The sequence below is a fragment of the Comamonas kerstersii genome (assembly GCF_002056725.1).
GTDB classification, from domain to species: Bacteria; Pseudomonadota; Gammaproteobacteria; order Burkholderiales; family Burkholderiaceae_C; genus Comamonas; species Comamonas kerstersii.
This window is the reverse complement of record NZ_CP020121.1, coordinates 1,902,284-1,917,749: the sequence shown is the minus strand read 5'-3', so window position 1 is coordinate 1,917,749 and position 15,466 is coordinate 1,902,284. Positions and strand designations below refer to the sequence as shown.

Sequence of the window (15,466 nt, the reverse complement as noted above, 5' to 3'; positions counted from 1 at the left end):
GGTGCGAAGCCATCTGGTGTTGCGGCTCCATGCGCCGCTGATTGCCTTTGGCGGTGAGGCCATCGACAACCTGGGCGTTATCCGCGACTTTCCGGCACTGTCCATGGTGACCGGTCTGATCGCCAACGCCCTGGGCTGGGACCGCAGCCAAGGCGCAGAACACAACCGGCTGCAGGAGCGCCTGCGCATGGGCTGTGTATTAGAGCCAGGCACAACTCGGCTCCAAGACTATCAAACAGCAATTCTGTATCAGAAGGATGCAGCCTGGACAACTTGGGGAGAGAAAGACGTGAGAGAACCAAGTCCGAGCTACCAAGTTGATTCATCCGGACGTCAAACTCTAACTCAGCAACGATACCGCGACTACCACACCAATCTTTGTGCTTGGGTAGCTCTGGCACTGCAACCTGCCGAAGAAATGCCCACACTGCAAGAGATTGCCACGGCCCTGGACCAGCCTGCACGCCCCCTGTTCATCGGACGCAAACCCTGCCTGCCCACAGGACGGCTCGTTGCAGGCTGGCAGGTTGCTGCCGACATTCACAGCGCTTTGCAAGCCCTGGTGGCAGCACACGGCACTTCTGCCCACCAAGCACCTTGGCATGCCCAATGGCCGGATGGAGAAGGCAGCCAGCCCGGCGACCGGCTTCTGGATATCTGCGACGAACGCAACTGGATCAGCGGCGTTCATGGTGGCTGGCGACCTGTGCGCGAAGCCGCACTGCAACCCCTCACAACCACGTCATGACAACCACACCCACGCTGTATTTGCTGCACACCCAACCCGACACACGCCTGCTTGCGGCCTGGGTGGCGCGTCACCACCGCCGCTACCCGCATGCAGGCAATGATCTGGGTGATGCCTTGCACGGCCTGCTGCGCGCAGCCTTTGGCGAGCATGCACCCCAGCCCTTTCGCTACCTGGATGAGCGCCAGGGCCTGCTGGCATACACCACGCTGGACGCACAGGCCATGGCAGCACAGGTGGCGCTGGCCGCCCCTCTGGCCGCACAGACGCTGGGGCTGGGAGCATCGGGCATCCACGACGGCTATCGCCTGCGCCCGTTCCCAACGCAATGGCCTCGCGATCATGTCCTGGGCTTTGAAGTACGTGTACGGCCCACCGTGCGCGGTGCCCGTGGTGAGCAAGATGCCTTTCTCCACGCAGTCGCCCAAGCTGGCGGCAAAAACGGCGCCACCGTGAACCGCGCAGCCGTCTACGCCCAGTGGCTGCGTGAACACTTGGCCGTGCAGGAAGGCAGGCCACAGCAGCCCTGGCAGGGCGCAGTGGAACTGCTGGATGTGCAGCTACAGTCATTTCACCGCAGCCAAACCGTGCGCCGCACCCAGGGCCAGACGGATCAGCGCCGCCAGGGCCATGCCAGCGAAGGCCCTGACGCCGTGCTGACCGGGCATCTGCGTGTTACCGACCCCGCCGCCTTTGCACATTTGCTGGCACGCGGTGTGGGCCGCCACCGAGCCTTTGGCTTTGGCATGCTGCTGCTACGCAGACCGCATTGAGGCCATCGCCATGCTCAAAGGACGGCTGGGCCTGGAAAAGGCGCGTATACCCCACGCCGACCGCCACGGCCTGCTGTGGCTATCCCGTGGCGAGCTCTGCGTGATCGATGGCTGCCTGCACTTTGCACGCGGCAAGGACAGCCTGACGCCCAGCCTCGACCAGATCCCCCACCAGGCCGTCTCCATGATCCTGCTGGGGCCGGGCAGCAGCGTGACCCACGATGCCCTGCGCCTGCTGGCGCGCCATGGCACCTTGCTCGCAGCCGTAGGGGAAGACGGCGTGCGACTCTACACTGCGCCGCCCCTGCTGCCCGACCGCTCGGATGTGGCCCGGCGTCAGGCAGAACTATGGGGCAACCCGCGCAGACGCATCAGCGTGGCGCGCCACATGTATGCCTTGCGGCTGGGCGAGGTACTTCCCCACCGTGACCTGGACACCCTGCGAGGCATCGAAGGCGCCAGAGTCAAAGCCACCTACCAGCTGATGGCCCAAAAGTACGGTATCGCCTGGAAAGGCCGCCACTACGACCGCCACAACCCCAATGCCACGGACATCCCCAACCAGGCCATCAACCACGCCGCCACGGCGGTGCAGGCTGCCGCTGCAATTGCCGTCCAGGCGGTGGCCGCTTTACCGCCCCTGGGTTTTATTCATGAAGACTCAGGCCAATCCTTTGTGCTGGACATTGCGGATCTGTACCGTGAGACAGTCACCCTGCACATTGCCTTCACCGCCGCCAAGCGTGCAGAAACCACCGATGACAGCATTGACCGACTGGTGCGCCGCGAAGCCGCCACCGTGTTTCGCAAGCAGCAGGTCATCGCATCCATGATCGAGAGCATTCAGCGCGTTTTGCGCATGGAGGAAATTGCCAGTGGCGCTAGTGCTGACAGTGATTCGTGACATGCCCAGCCGTTTTCACGGCGTTCTGTCATCCACCATGCTGGAAATTGCACCCAACATCTTCGTCTCACCACGCATGAATCCAGGTGTACGCCAGCGTATCTGGCAAGTGATGACAGACTGGTACAGCGCCCAGCCCCAGGGCAGCGCTGTCATGGTCTGGCGAGATTTGAATGCCGTGGGCGGCATTGGCATCGCACATCTGGGCCAACCAAGCCGTGAACTGGTAGAGTCCGACGGTATGTGGCTGGTACGCTATTGTTCTTTAAAAACCGAGACATAGATTTCCAGCTTTTCTCTTGTAACTCAATGAGTTAGGTACAAGAGGTTGCCCCGCACACGCGGGGATAGGCCCCGCCGAAAATTGGCGGATTTACTTTTGACGCAGGTTGCCCCGCACACGCGGGGATAGGCCCCTTTCCCTTGGCGTTAATCTTCTTTCCAGATCGGTTGCCCCGCACACGCGGGGATAGGCCCCGCGAAAAGCGGGGCAATGATGGCCGCGCTCTGGTTGCCCCGCACACGCGGGGATAGGCCCACTAGAAGTACGGCCCGGCTACCAGTTCAATGGGTTGCCCCGCACACGCGGGGATAGGCCCCCACCAGTCGCCGGCGTGCTGCCGCCGCCTCCGGTTGCCCCGCACACGCGGGGATAGGCCCCGTCAAAGTCCCCGGCGTCTTGCTGCAGCTCTGGTTGCCCCGCACACGCGGGGATAGGCCGTAGGCAAAGTGATAACGCGTTCAGCTTGTTCAGGTTGCCCCGCACACGCGGGGATAGGCCCCTGGCAACGTTGCAGCAGGCATACCCGCAGCTGGTTGCCCCGCACACGCGGGGATAGGCCCACCTTGATAAAGGCCAGGAATGAGTTTGCAGCGGTTGCCCCGCACACGCGGGGATAGGCCCTTCGCCAGTCTCTTTGTCTGTAGCGCGGAAAGGGTTGCCCCGCACACGCGGGGATAGGCCCTGAATTTGGCAAGAACTACCCTGGCAACAGCCGGTTGCCCCGCACACGCGGGGATAGGCCCTATCTGGAAAACGAAGCATCTTGTTTCCATTAGGTTGCCCCGCACACGCGGGGATAGGCCCCCGAAGCGCAGCATGTTGGTGTCCGTGGCCTTGGTTGCCCCGCACACGCGGGGATAGGCCCTCACGGCAAGACTGCTCATTCCATACAAAGAAGGTTGCCCCGCACACGCGGGGATAGGCCGCATTCAAAGCGGAAACGCGATCATAGTAAACAGGTTGCCCCGCACACGCGGGGATAGGCCCCTCTGAAGGCCCTGAAAACACTGAAGCTTCAGGGTTGCCCCGCACACGCGGGGATAGGCCCGACTGCTCAGAGAAGGAAAACAAGCCATGGACGGTTGCCCCGCACACGCGGGGATAGGCCCGAAAAACTGCTACGTCCATGATGTTGCGTGTAGGTTGCCCCGCACACGCGGGGATAGGCCCGAGCGACGCGCCAACGCGGCAGACGCGGTGCAGGTTGCCCCGCACACGCGGGGATAGGCCCTGCTCTTCGTAGTCGGGCAATACGTTTTGGCCGGTTGCCCCGCACACGCGGGGATAGGCCCCCCTGGGATTCTCTCGGCCCTGGCCGAACTGCGGTTGCCCCGCACACGCGGGGATAGGCCCTCGGCGCGATCTTCGCCGTGATCTCTTGTTCTGGTTGCCCCGCACACGCGGGGATAGGCCCGTGATAGCGGATAAGCTCATAAGATTTACCGCGGTTGCCCCGCACACGCGGGGATAGGCCCCCCTGGGATTCTCTCGGCCCTGGCCGAACTGCGGTTGCCCCGCACACGCGGGGATAGGCCCTCGGCGCGATCTTCGCCGTGATCTCTTGTTCTGGTTGCCCCGCACACGCGGGGATAGGCCCAGCTCTACCTACTGCCTTACTCGCTTTCCAGTGGTTGCCCCGCACACGCGGGGATAGGCCCGTGATAGCGGATAAGCTCATAAGATTTACCGCGGTTGCCCCGCACACGCGGGGATAGGCCGTAGACGCGGACAAAACAAATTTCGCAAAGCTTGGTTGCCCCGCACACGCGGGGATAGGCCCAGAGCGCCAGTAAGCAAGGTGTTTGCAAACACGGTTGCCCCGCACACGCGGGGATAGGCCCACATGCGCAGTGCATACGGCAAGGCTCTGCATGGTTGCCCCGCACACGCGGGGATAGGCCCCCCAAAAAATTGGGGGCAGCCTGTTGCTGCACGGTTGCCCCGCACACGCGGGGATAGGCCCCCTCGATGCCAGCAAGACACGCCGACATCCAAGGTTGCCCCGCACACGCGGGGATAGGCCCTCTCTGAATCTGGCTCGCAAGTATGGCGCGAAGGTTGCCCCGCACACGCGGGGATAGGCCCCACGGGGGCTTTTCTAGCGCCCTCGCTGGACGGGTTGCCCCGCACACGCGGGGATAGGCCCCAGTCTGACCAGCGATCAAGCCTGGAAACACAGGTTGCCCCGCACACGCGGGGATAGGCCCATGAAGGTATGGCCCAGGTCACGCACGTGCAGGGTTGCCCCGCACACGCGGGGATAGGCCCGTAATCCGCCAGCGCACGCACCTCTTGGGTGGGGTTGCCCCGCACACGCGGGGATAGGCCCAGACCATCGACATAGCGCGCGGCGTTCTAGTCGGTTGCCCCGCACACGCGGGGATAGGCCCGCCGGCCAGTTTCATCAGTGAAGACTTCACGCGGTTGCCCCGCACACGCGGGGATAGGCCCTTTTACGCCGGCCGCTACGGTGCCGGAGCTGTGGTTGCCCCGCACACGCGGGGATAGGCCCTGGCCACTCCATCAACTCTGTAAGCATTGTTAGGTTGCCCCGCACACGCGGGGATAGGCCCATGATAGACCCGTTGGACGCAAAAGCGCCAACGGTTGCCCCGCACACGCGGGGATAGGCCCGAGGCGAAGGCGCTGGGAGCCAAGTGGGACAAGGTTGCCCCGCACACGCGGGGATAGGCCCTTGTCGGACTTACTGCCTTTGGCAAGCGTCTGGGTTGCCCCGCACACGCGGGGATAGGCCCTCGGCACCTGCCGGGTTAATTCGCATGGAACAGGTTGCCCCGCACACGCGGGGATAGGCCGTGATTGCGTGGCCATCACAACCGCGCAGTTTTGGTTGCCCCGCACACGCGGGGATAGGCCCGGGACGCTGCGCCATCAACATCGACAACATGGGGTTGCCCCGCACACGCGGGGATAGGCCCGCCACCGGCCCAGTGCCAAATGAAGTCATACGGGTTGCCCCGCACACGCGGGGATAGGCCCCCACGGCGGCCATCGTGGGCCTGGGTGCCGCCGGTTGCCCCGCACACGCGGGGATAGGCCCCAGTTACCGCATGCACAACATTGGCGGTTTGCGGTTGCCCCGCACACGCGGGGATAGGCCCCCACCGAGGCGGCCAAGGTCGCCATTCACGCGGGTTGCCCCGCACACGCGGGGATAGGCCCCGCGATCAAGGCCGCGACGGCACAACTGCTTAGGTTGCCCCGCACACGCGGGGATAGGCCCAACCCCGGCCGGGAGAAAGCCGAGGCAGCGGCGGTTGCCCCGCACACGCGGGGATAGGCCCGGAAGTCACGCGGAGACTCGCGTAGCAAGTCCGGTTGCCCCGCACACGCGGGGATAGGCCCTCGGCACCTGCCGGGTTAATTCGCATGGAACAGGTTGCCCCGCACACGCGGGGATAGGCCGTGATTGCGTGGCCATCACAACCGCGCAGTTTTGGTTGCCCCGCACACGCGGGGATAGGCCCGGGACGCTGCGCCATCAACATCGACAACATGGGGTTGCCCCGCACACGCGGGGATAGGCCCTTGCCCAAATGGTTTTAAAGGCACAGTAAACGGGTTGCCCCGCACACGCGGGGATAGGCCCGCCACCGGCCCAGTGCCAAATGAAGTCATACGGGTTGCCCCGCACACGCGGGGATAGGCCCTGGGACGGCGTGACCTGGGCAGACAGCGTGCAGGTTGCCCCGCACACGCGGGGATAGGCCCTAGGGCAGTAGTACCTGCAAAGATGGTTGAGCGGTTGCCCCGCACACGCGGGGATAGGCCCCCAAGTCATGAAAACACTGGTCACGGCAATTCGGTTGCCCCGCACACGCGGGGATAGGCCCAAGTGGCCCAAGTGGCCCAAGTGGCCCAAGTGGCCCAAGAAGCATTACACAGAGGCCCAGGTTGCCCCGCACACGCGGGGATAGGCCCGACCCGACATCCAGAAGCGCTACTGGAAAGGCGGTTGCCCCGCACACGCGGGGATAGGCCGCTCGCCGGGCACTTGACCGCATCATTGGCTACGGTTGCCCCGCACACGCGGGGATAGGCCCTGCTCGGGCACCATCACGGCGTACTTCGAGAAGGTTGCCCCGCACACGCGGGGATAGGCCTGCAAGATGATGATTTTAAAAGTGTTTTTTGCGGGTTGCCCCGCACACGCGGGGATAGGCCCCGACCGCTGGAAAGACCGCAACACCGGCGAAAGGTTGCCCCGCACACGCGGGGATAGCCAGCCTCCCCCTCACTAGGCCCACATGCCCTGGGGGATGTAGTTTTTTGTTGTCTGCCGCTGGTTGCTCCCTCACGGTGCAGGAGAAGCAGCATCACGCGATCAAAGCGCCCCGAACAAAGAACGCTCCATCCCTGCACAATACCCGCTCAATAGCGACACTTACCGTCTTTTCAAGAGCTTTTAGCGAAAAATTTTCTTCGAAAAAAGTGCTTGAAATGCCCTGCGAGGTACACATCTGGGAAGCATGACAGCGCGGATAGCGCCACACAGACAAAGGAGTTTTCACATGTTTCTCGCAACCCCCATCATCCGTCACGTATCCCGTCCTGACGCTGCCCTGCAGCGCTTCATGCAGGCAGCCACCAATGCAGCGGTGCAGCAGCTCAATGGTGACTTCAGCTTTTCCAGCAATGAAGAGGCCACCATCCTGTCCGTAGACGTGCCCGGGCTGCGCCGCGATCAGCTGCAGCTGCGTCTGGAGGACAACATGGTGTATCTGCAAAGCGTGGAAGATGCTCCCCGCCAGGTGCGCCGCAGCTGGGAGTTGCCCCACGAGATTGATGTGGCGGCCTCCAGCGCCAAGCTGGACCTGGGCGTGCTGACGCTGACCCTGGCGCGCAAGAAGCCCGTGGACAAGGCGGTGACGCTGAACATCGAGTAATGCCGCCGCGCAGCTTTTGATAGGCAGGCCGCCAGCCCTCTGGCGGCTTTTTGCTGCTTGTCTGTGATAGCCAGCTGTGTTTGAATCCGCGCCATGCTCTGGCACGTTAAAAAGGAATCACACATGGTCTGGAAGGCCCCCTCCTCCCTGCTGCGCTGGGCAGGCTTGCTGCTCACTGCGCTGTTCATCCAAGGCTGCGCCAACACCACCAGCGGTGGTGCGATTGGCCTGAACCGCAGCCAGTTGCTGATCGTCTCCAGCGACACCGTCAATGCCCAGGCAGCCAAAGGTTTTCAGCAGCTGACGGCTGATGCACGCAGCAAGCAAAAGCTCAACAACGATGCTGCCCTAACGCAGCGCGTGCGCAATATCGGCAAGGATCTGATTGCGCAGGTCGGCGTCTTCCGCCCCGATGCGCTGAAGTGGGACTGGGAAATCAATGTGTTTGACTCTGACGAGATCAATGCTTTCTGCGCCCCAGGCGGAAAGATTGGCGTCTACACCGGCATCGTGCGCAAGCTCAAGCTCACAGACGATGAGCTGGCCGCCGTCATGGGGCACGAGATTGCCCACGCGCTGCGCGAACATTCCCGCGAACAGGTATCCCAGAAGGCGCTGACTGGGCTGGTGACCAGCGCCATTTCCGCGGCCACCGGTGTGCCCGGTGAGCTGATGGATGCCAGCTCCAGCATGCTGATTCACCTGCCCAATTCGCGCTCCATGGAACTGGAGTCCGACGTGATTGGTCTGGAGCTGATGGCCCGCGCAGGCTATGACCCGCGCAATGCCTCTTCGCTGTGGAAGAAAATGCTGCAGGCCAGTGGCGGCAGCAATGGCCCCGCCTTTCTGAGCACCCACCCGGCAGGTCAAGAGCGCATCCGGGAACTGGAAGCCCATGTACCCAAGGTGCTTCCCCTGTATGAAGCAGCGCGCGCGCAAAGGCGCCGCTGACCATCAGCAGCCCGGTGCCACTGGCTCCGGGCTTTTTTGTTGTCCTATGGAGACCTGCGCCGTGCACCCAGCCATTTATGTTTTTGCCTCCAGCACCCTACTGCTCAGCGCCTGTGCATCAGGCGGCAACCCATCACCTGCGCAGACACCGGCGGCCCCCCAGCCCGTCAAGATTGCCAACCCGGCTTCGGTGTTCTGCATCCAGCAAGGTGGCAAGCTGCGTATGGAAAAGACACCGCAAGGCGAGCGCATGCTGTGCATCCTGCCCGACGGGCGTGAAGTGGATGAGTGGAACTTCTTTCGCCAGCACCACCCTGCGCCCAAGCCTTGAAACCGCTGACACAATCAAATTAATAGCTTTCAGCGCTTGTGTTTATTGATTTTCAGAATGGAATACCTCTGAAAACCAGTATTTCCAAGCGCTAACCGCTTCATTTTTCAAAGCAGCATTAGCCTGCGGCCTCAGGTTGGCGGGCCCGGTTCCAGCTCAGCCAGTCGCTGGCATCAATTGTGGGCCAATGGGCTGCGCCCTCAGCCTGCGCTTCATAGACCAGTACCTGCAGGCGCTGCACACCACCTGCCAGCAGCTGTACATCGGTCGTTACCAGGCGCTTGATGTATTCACCGGTATCCATGGGCCATACGCCTTCATAGGCATCCAGCACACGCTCCAGCACCGGGTCCAGCGGATAGACCTCGGCCAGCACTGGCTGCTGGCCCTGCAGCTGCAGCCCCGGATACCAGCCAAAGTCATACAACGTACCTTGCAGGATGGTGTGTCCGGCCATGGCAATGCCGGGCCGCAGGCTGGCAATGTCATTGGTCGCGCCTGCACGCAGCGTGCCATACACCGCCACGTAACTGGCGCCGCAGGGCTGCCACGCTGCCGCCATCTTCGAAGCAAGTGCAGAAGGTATGGACATGGTCATGATGCTGTCAAACGAGGAAACAGCGTACCTGAAGCACGAATCACACCAGTGAGCGCACGCTCCAATGTCTTTCCAGACACAGGGTTTTGGTGCAGTTTCCCGGCGCACACGCACGCGGCCATGCTTGGCTACACTGCCTGCTATGCCTTCCTGGACCTCTCGCCTGCTTGTCTGCTGCGCCCTGCTCTTTGTGGGCTGGTGCGGCGTTTTTGCCATTGCCATGATCAGCCAGCTGGCCGATGCTGCGGACCGCCTGCACGCAGGCGCTGGCATCGGGCTGTTCTGGGTGCTGCTGGCCCTGCTGGTGGCCACGGTGCTGCTGCCCAGCATCTGGCTGCTGCGCCTGCCAGCGGCCCTGCGCTACCCCGACGATGGCGATCTGGCTGCGGCACAGGAGTACCAGCAACGCCTGCGCGCCCACCTGGCCCGGTTGCCGCGGCTGTCTGGCGTGGCACTGGATTCTGAAGAGGCCGTGCACCAGGCGCTGCAGCTGCTGCGTGCGGATGCGGAAGCGCAGACCCGCCGCGCGGCAGCCAGCGTGCTGGTCAGCACCGCCTTGCTGCAAAACGGCAAGCTTGATGCGCTGGTGGTGCTATGCAGCCAGGTGCAGCTGGTGTGGCGCATTGCGCGCATTTATGGGCTGCGCCCCTCGCTGCGGCAGATCAGCTATCTGTACGGCAATGTGGGCGCATGCATGCTGATTGCCAGCAGCCTGGAAGATGTGGACTTTGCAGAGCTGACCGCACCCATCGTGCAGTCCGCCACGCCAGCGGCGCTGGGCAGCATTCCCGGCCTGGGCACCATGGGCAATCTGCTGACCAACAGCCTGGCCAGCGGCGCAGCCAATGCGTTTCTGACGCTGCGCGTAGGCCTGATTGCCGATGCCTACTGCGCCCCCGAGCACACGCCGCAGCGCGCACAGATTCGCCAGAGCAGCACACGCCGTGCGGCGCAGCTGCTGGGCGCTATCGTCAAGGAATCGGGCTCGCAGGTGACACAGGCCGTCTATGGCCGCATCAAGCAGGGCGTGCTGAGCACGGCGCAGGCTGCGGCAGACAGCGTCAAGAACGCGGCCTCGCAGGTACGCAGCTCTACCACCTCCGGTCTGCAGCGCCTGCGCGGCAAGGAAGATGGGCAGGACGCCTAGACGCCAGCACTGCTACGTTTATTTGTCTTTTTTGTTTTCCACCGGATTGGCCAGCATCCAGTTGGACGGATAGGCACGCATGAATTCACGCGCTTTTTCCTGGCGTGCGGTGAGCCATGCGTCATACGTGCCTTCCCCCAGAATGGCGGGCATGCGGCGCTCTGCCCCTTGCGGGCCATAGCGGCGCATCAGCGCATGGCTGTTGGCGTTGATGGTCAGCACGGCATAGCTCATCAGTTCAGCCCCGGTTTCGGGGTCTACCCAGCGGTCCCACACCCCGGCAACACCCATGGGCTGCCCATCCACACGCGCAATGCGCGTGGGAATGGCTTTGCCGGTGCGCATGTCATCCACATAGAAAGCCTGCATGGGAATGATGCAGCGCTGCCCGGCCAGCCAGGCCTCACGGAAGGCCTGCGCCGTGCTCACGGTTTCATTGAGCGCCACCAGCAGCTTGGGGGCACGCAGCTTGGCATCCTTGGCAGATTTGACCCAGCTGGGCACAAAGCCCCATTGCGCGGGCACCCACTCGCGCGCTACACGCACCGTTTTTTTGCTGCTGCCTGCCGTGGCATCACTGGCTGGCACTTCTGCTGCTGCGGGCTCTGGCAGCACATGGCCACGGATAAAGCCCGACATGCGCCGCGCGCGCATCAGGGGCTCTGCGGGCAGGTCTGCAGGAGCAACTTTGAAAAAGTCGTTCCACGTATCCAGCGTGGCCAGGTTTTCGTATTGAGTGGTCATGCCGCTTTCCTATAAAAAATCCCCGCACCCAGAAGGTCACGGGGATCTTGGCTCAGTGCCGTCCGCACATCTGCGGTGTCAGCACGGATTGACTTGGCTTACTTGCGCTGCCACACAGCGGCAAAGAAACCATCGGTTTCATGCGCATGGGGCCACAGGCGTACATATTGCGTACCGGTTTCGCCACCGGCGCACAGAGCGGCGGCGTTTTCCACCTTGAGCTTGTCCAGCACTTCACCCGCATCCAGCGGCACAAAGTCAAAGTGCGCTTTCTGGAAGGCTTCGGCAATCAGTTCATTTTCTTCAGGCAGCACGGAGCAGGTGGCATAGACCAGACGGCCGCCAGACTTCACCATGCGCGCTGCGCTAGTCAGGATGGACAGCTGCTTTTCCGTCAGCTCGGCCACGGCTTTTTCGTCCTGACGCCACTTCAGGTCAGGGTTGCGGCGCAGGGTACCCAGGCCGGAGCAAGGCGCATCGACCAGCACGCGGTCAATCTTGCCTGCCAGGCGCTTGACGCGCTCATCACGCTCGTGTGCCAGCGCTGCGGGGTGCACGTTCGACAGGCCGCTGCGTGCCAGGCGGGGCTTGAGCGCTTCCAGGCGGTGAGCGGACACGTCAAACGCATACAGGCGGCCGGTGTTGCGCATCTGCGCGCCAATGGCCAGCGTCTTGCCACCGGCACCGGCGCAAAAGTCCACGACCATCTCACCGCGCTTGGCGTCCAGCAGCAGGGCCAGCAGCTGTGAGCCTTCGTCCTGCACTTCAATGCGGCCTTCCTTGAAGGCTTCAAGCTTGGTCAACGCAGGCTTGTCCTGCACACGCAGCCCCCAGGGGGAGAAAGGCGTGGCTTCGGCCTTGATGCCTTCCTTAGCCAGTTCTTTCTGCACAGCGTCGCGCTTGGCGTTCAGCGCGTTCACGCGCAGGTCCAGCGGCGCGGGCTCGAGCATGCTGGCGGCCAGTGCGTCGAACTGATCGCCCACCTGGGCCTGCAGCTTGTCGGCCATCCACTGGGGCAGGTTGTGGCGATGCTGGGGGAGCAGCTCTTCGGGCTTGACCGCGTCGCAGTCCTTGAGCCACTTGGCTTCCTGATCGCTCAGCGCAGCCTGCAGAAAGTTGCGGGGCGCGTGAAAGCCCAGAATGGCCAGACGGCGCTCCTTGGGGCCGGAGCCGGAGCGGGCCAGTGCTTCAAACAGGGTTTTCTTGCGCAGCACCGTATAGACGGTCTCCGCCAGCGTGGCACGTTCGCGGGGGCCAAGATTGCGGTGGTCGCGGAAATAGCGAGACACCACGGCATCAGCCGGGTGTTGGAATTGGAGGGTCAGCTTGACCAGTTCGGCGCAAGCGTCGAGAAGGGCTTTGGGATGCATAGCCCCTATTGTCCCACTGCTGCCAAATCCCGGTACGGCGCTGGATGCTGCACATCTCTTATAAACATAGCTGCCAGCGCTTGTATTTGCTTGTTTTTGAATGGTTTTCTATGTAAAACCCTTTTTACACAAGCGCTAGAAGCTATTAATTTGAAAGCACTCTATGTCTGACGCCCATTTGCCGCCCCTGATCGTCACCCCGCCCGGCCTGTACCGCCACTACAAAGGCAATCTGTACCAGGTGATGGACACCGTGCGCCACAGCGAAACACTGGAGCCCATGACGCTGTACCGCGCCCTGTACGGCGAGCGAGGCCTGTGGGTGCGCCCAGCCGCCATGTTCAATGAAACCGTGGTGATTGACGGTGTAGAACAGCCCCGCTTTGCGCGCTGCGCCGACAGTGACGCAGCTACAGCTTGATACCATGCCAGCCACGGCTGCCCGCTTGGCAGCTGGTTTGCCCATCTTCTGACTGAACAGGATTTTTTATGTTGCGCCCCACGCTTGTGCTTGCCCTGCCCCTGACGCTGCTGCTGGCAGCCTGCACTGCCCACGAAAAACAGGTGATCAAGGAGCTGGAAGACATGCCCGGCATCACCTGCACCACCAATGCCAAGGACCAGACGCACTGTGGGCCGGACAGACTGTCCGTCACGGCAGACCCGCAGTAACAGCTTGCGGCATGGCACTTGCTTGACTACCCGCATGTACCTGCCACCCCACTTTGCCGCCAGCCATACCGATGCTCTTGCACTGATACGCCAGTACCCGCTGGGTGCGCTGGTGCATCTGCACAGCGGCGGGCTGGATGCCAACCACATTCCCTGGGAACTGGAAATGCCCGAAGGCGGCCCCGCACGCCTGATCGGCCATGTGGCACGTGCCAATCCGCTGTGCACCCAGCTGCACGATGGCGCGGCGGTGCTGGTGATCTTTCAGGCAGAGCAGGCCTATGTCTCACCCAACTGGTATCCGAGCAAACACACTACGCATCGGCAGGTGCCCACCTGGAACTATCGCGTGGTGCATGTGCACGGCACGGTGCGGCTGCACGATGACCGCAAGTGGGTGCTCGGCGCCGTTGGCAAGCTCACGCGCACGCACGAAGCTCGCGCCCAGTCTGCCCTGCCCCAGGCTGCAGGCCCGTGGAAGATCAAGGATGCACCGCCGGATTATCTGGACGCCATGCTGGCCCACATCGTCGGCATCGAGGTCGTGATCGAGCGCATCGAGGCCAAGTTCAAGCTCAGCCAGAACCGCAGCGCCGAAGACCGCAGCAGTGCAGCCGAGGCCGTCAGCGCTGCTGGCACGCCCCTGCTGGGCGATGCCATGCGCCCGGATTAAGACCGCCTCAGTGCTTTTCCAGCCACGCGGCAATGGCGCGTGCATAAATGATGTGCTCCTGCGTGAGCACGCGTGCGGCCAGCGTATCGGCCGTATCGTCCGGCAGCACAGGCACCACAGCCTGGTCCAGAATCGGGCCGACGTCCAGCTCCGCCGTCACCTCATGCACGGTGCAGCCCGCAAACTTGCAGCCCGCCTCAATCGCACGCTGGTGGGTATGCAGGCCAGTGAATGCAGGCAACAGCGAAGGGTGAATATTCACCATGCGGCCTGCGTAATGCTGCACAAAGCCGGGGGTGAGAATGCGCATGAAACCGGCCAGCACCACCAGTGCGGGCTCGTAGCGGTCAATGACCTCGGCCAGCTGGGCGTCGAAGGCCTCACGGCTGTCGAACTGCTTGTGGTCCAGCACTTCGGTGGCAATGCCATGTTCCTTGGCAAACACCAGCCCCTTGGCATCAGCCTTGTTGCTGATCACAGCTGCCACACGGGCACCATAGCGCTGCTGCCAGTTTTCCTGCTGGGCTGTTTTCACAATGGCTGCCATGTTCGAGCCGCCGCCTGAGATCAAAATCACGATGTTTTTCATTGCCCCGCGATTATCCCTGCCATGACCATTGACCTCCACAAACACCCGCTGTCCCCGACCGAAGCACGCGTGCTTGCCACGCTCATGGAAAAAGCCCGTACCGTGCCGGACAGCTACCCCATGACACTCAACAGTCTGGCCAGCGGCTGCAACCAGAAGACCAGCCGCGACCCGGTGATGAGCCTCAGTGAGGCCGAGATCCTCAGCGCGCTGGACAGCCTGCGCGAGCGCTCCCTCGTGATGGAAGTGAGCGGTCAACGTGCCATGCGCTGGGAGCACAACTTTGAGCGCGTCTTTGGCGTGCCCAGCCAGGCCAGCGCCCTGCTGGGCCTGCTGATGCTGCGCGGCCCGCAGACGGCGGCTGAGCTGCGCACCAATGCCGAGCGCTGGCACAAATTTGCCGACACCGGCTCGGTGGAAGCCTTTCTGGACGAGCTGCAATCGCGCAGCGAAGAAAAAGGTGGCCCGCTGGTGCAGCTGCTGCCCAAGGCACCGGGCGCACGCGAGGCACGCTGGGCGCAACTGCTGTGCGGTGCGCCTTCCGTACCTGCTGTGGCAGCCAGCGCCCCGGCCAATGCCGATCAGGATGCACGCATGGCCGAGCTGGAAGCCCGCGTGCAGGCACTGGAAGCCCAGGTGCAGCAGCTGCTGGATGCCATGAACAACTGACGCACATCAGGCACCTAGGCGACAGTTGCTCCGCATTCCCCCTGTGGCGTATCAGGCCGCAGGGGCGCAAGCTCTCAGAGGCAGCCGGATATCAGCGCCGGCACGCC

At 63.0% G+C, this 15,466-nt stretch carries 16 protein-coding genes and 1 CRISPR repeat array; of the genes, 12 read left to right on the top strand and 4 right to left on the bottom strand.

Going from position 1 to position 15,466, the window contains the following annotated elements:
- Position 1 precedes the first annotated feature (1 nt).
- From cas5e to B5M06_RS08915, 7 genes are all read left to right on the top strand, one after another.
- Positions 2 to 748 carry a type I-E CRISPR-associated protein Cas5/CasD gene (gene cas5e, locus B5M06_RS08945; protein WP_054065755.1) on the top strand — a complete coding sequence of 249 codons (747 nt, stop codon included), beginning with the start codon at positions 2 to 4 and terminating at the stop codon, positions 746 to 748.
- Complete coding sequence (locus B5M06_RS08940) at positions 745 to 1,521, top strand: type I-E CRISPR-associated protein Cas6/Cse3/CasE (RefSeq protein ID WP_054065756.1); 777 nt, start codon at positions 745 to 747, stop codon at positions 1,519 to 1,521. The genes cas5e and B5M06_RS08940 overlap by 4 nt, the downstream gene beginning before the upstream one ends.
- A gap of 10 nt (positions 1,522 to 1,531) precedes the next feature.
- Positions 1,532 to 2,425, top strand: a complete 894-nt coding sequence (gene cas1e / locus B5M06_RS08935; protein ID WP_054065761.1) for a type I-E CRISPR-associated endonuclease Cas1e — start codon at positions 1,532 to 1,534, stop codon at positions 2,423 to 2,425.
- Position 2,426: 1 nt separating this feature from the next.
- The gene (gene cas2e / locus B5M06_RS08930) at positions 2,427 to 2,708 is read left to right on the top strand and encodes a type I-E CRISPR-associated endoribonuclease Cas2e (RefSeq protein WP_240183898.1); all 282 of its coding nucleotides are present in this window, start codon (positions 2,427 to 2,429) and stop codon (positions 2,706 to 2,708) included.
- Between the two features lie 43 nt (positions 2,709 to 2,751).
- A CRISPR array of direct repeats spans positions 2,752 to 6,955; the repeat unit is 29 nt; unit sequence GGTTGCCCCGCACACGCGGGGATAGGCCC.
- Between the two features lie 285 nt (positions 6,956 to 7,240).
- Positions 7,241 to 7,615: an Hsp20/alpha crystallin family protein gene (locus B5M06_RS08925; protein WP_054065112.1), complete on the top strand. Its 375-nt coding sequence runs from the start codon at positions 7,241 to 7,243 to the stop codon at positions 7,613 to 7,615.
- 123 nt (positions 7,616 to 7,738) lie between these two features.
- On the top strand, positions 7,739 to 8,566 hold the full coding sequence (locus tag B5M06_RS08920; protein ID WP_054065126.1) for a M48 family metallopeptidase: 828 nt from the start codon (positions 7,739 to 7,741) through the stop codon (positions 8,564 to 8,566).
- Between the two features lie 61 nt (positions 8,567 to 8,627).
- Positions 8,628 to 8,897 carry a putative hemolysin gene (locus B5M06_RS08915; RefSeq protein ID WP_240183897.1) on the top strand — a complete coding sequence of 90 codons (270 nt, stop codon included), beginning with the start codon at positions 8,628 to 8,630 and terminating at the stop codon, positions 8,895 to 8,897.
- Between the two features lie 118 nt (positions 8,898 to 9,015).
- On the opposite strand, the gene B5M06_RS08910 is transcribed toward B5M06_RS08915, so the two are convergent.
- Positions 9,016 to 9,489 (bottom strand): gamma-glutamylcyclotransferase family protein, encoded by a 474-nt coding sequence (locus tag B5M06_RS08910; RefSeq protein ID WP_114070866.1) that lies wholly within the window; start codon positions 9,487 to 9,489, stop codon positions 9,016 to 9,018.
- A gap of 148 nt (positions 9,490 to 9,637) precedes the next feature.
- Here B5M06_RS08910 and B5M06_RS08905 point away from each other — a divergent pair, with 148 nt between their 5' ends.
- Positions 9,638 to 10,642, top strand: a complete 1,005-nt coding sequence (locus tag B5M06_RS08905) for a DUF697 domain-containing protein (protein ID WP_054065110.1) — start codon at positions 9,638 to 9,640, stop codon at positions 10,640 to 10,642.
- An 18-nt stretch (positions 10,643 to 10,660) separates the two neighbouring features.
- Here the strand turns inward: B5M06_RS08905 and B5M06_RS08900 are convergent, their stop codons facing one another.
- Both B5M06_RS08900 and B5M06_RS08895 read right to left on the bottom strand, forming a co-directional pair.
- On the bottom strand, positions 10,661 to 11,386 hold the full coding sequence (locus B5M06_RS08900; RefSeq protein ID WP_054065109.1) for an SOS response-associated peptidase: 726 nt from the start codon (positions 11,384 to 11,386) through the stop codon (positions 10,661 to 10,663).
- Positions 11,387 to 11,484: 98 nt separating this feature from the next.
- Positions 11,485 to 12,756, bottom strand: coding sequence for an RsmB/NOP family class I SAM-dependent RNA methyltransferase (locus B5M06_RS08895; protein WP_054065108.1), 1,272 nt, complete (start codon positions 12,754 to 12,756; stop codon positions 11,485 to 11,487).
- 163 nt (positions 12,757 to 12,919) lie between these two features.
- Between B5M06_RS08895 and B5M06_RS08890 the strand changes: the two genes are divergently transcribed.
- From B5M06_RS08890 to B5M06_RS08880, 3 genes are all read left to right on the top strand, one after another.
- Positions 12,920 to 13,177, top strand: a complete 258-nt coding sequence (locus tag B5M06_RS08890) for a DUF1653 domain-containing protein (RefSeq protein WP_054065107.1) — start codon at positions 12,920 to 12,922, stop codon at positions 13,175 to 13,177.
- A gap of 68 nt (positions 13,178 to 13,245) precedes the next feature.
- Positions 13,246 to 13,428 (top strand): hypothetical protein, encoded by a 183-nt coding sequence (locus tag B5M06_RS08885; RefSeq protein ID WP_054065106.1) that lies wholly within the window; start codon positions 13,246 to 13,248, stop codon positions 13,426 to 13,428.
- Between the two features lie 34 nt (positions 13,429 to 13,462).
- Positions 13,463 to 14,101 (top strand): FMN-binding negative transcriptional regulator, encoded by a 639-nt coding sequence (locus B5M06_RS08880; RefSeq protein WP_054065105.1) that lies wholly within the window; start codon positions 13,463 to 13,465, stop codon positions 14,099 to 14,101.
- A gap of 7 nt (positions 14,102 to 14,108) precedes the next feature.
- Here the strand turns inward: B5M06_RS08880 and purN are convergent, their stop codons facing one another.
- Positions 14,109 to 14,690, bottom strand: a complete 582-nt coding sequence (gene purN / locus B5M06_RS08875) for a phosphoribosylglycinamide formyltransferase (protein WP_054065104.1) — start codon at positions 14,688 to 14,690, stop codon at positions 14,109 to 14,111.
- A 21-nt stretch (positions 14,691 to 14,711) separates the two neighbouring features.
- Here purN and B5M06_RS08870 point away from each other — a divergent pair, with 21 nt between their 5' ends.
- Positions 14,712 to 15,359, top strand: coding sequence for a YceH family protein (locus B5M06_RS08870; protein ID WP_054065103.1), 648 nt, complete (start codon positions 14,712 to 14,714; stop codon positions 15,357 to 15,359).
- Positions 15,360 to 15,466 lie beyond the last annotated feature (107 nt).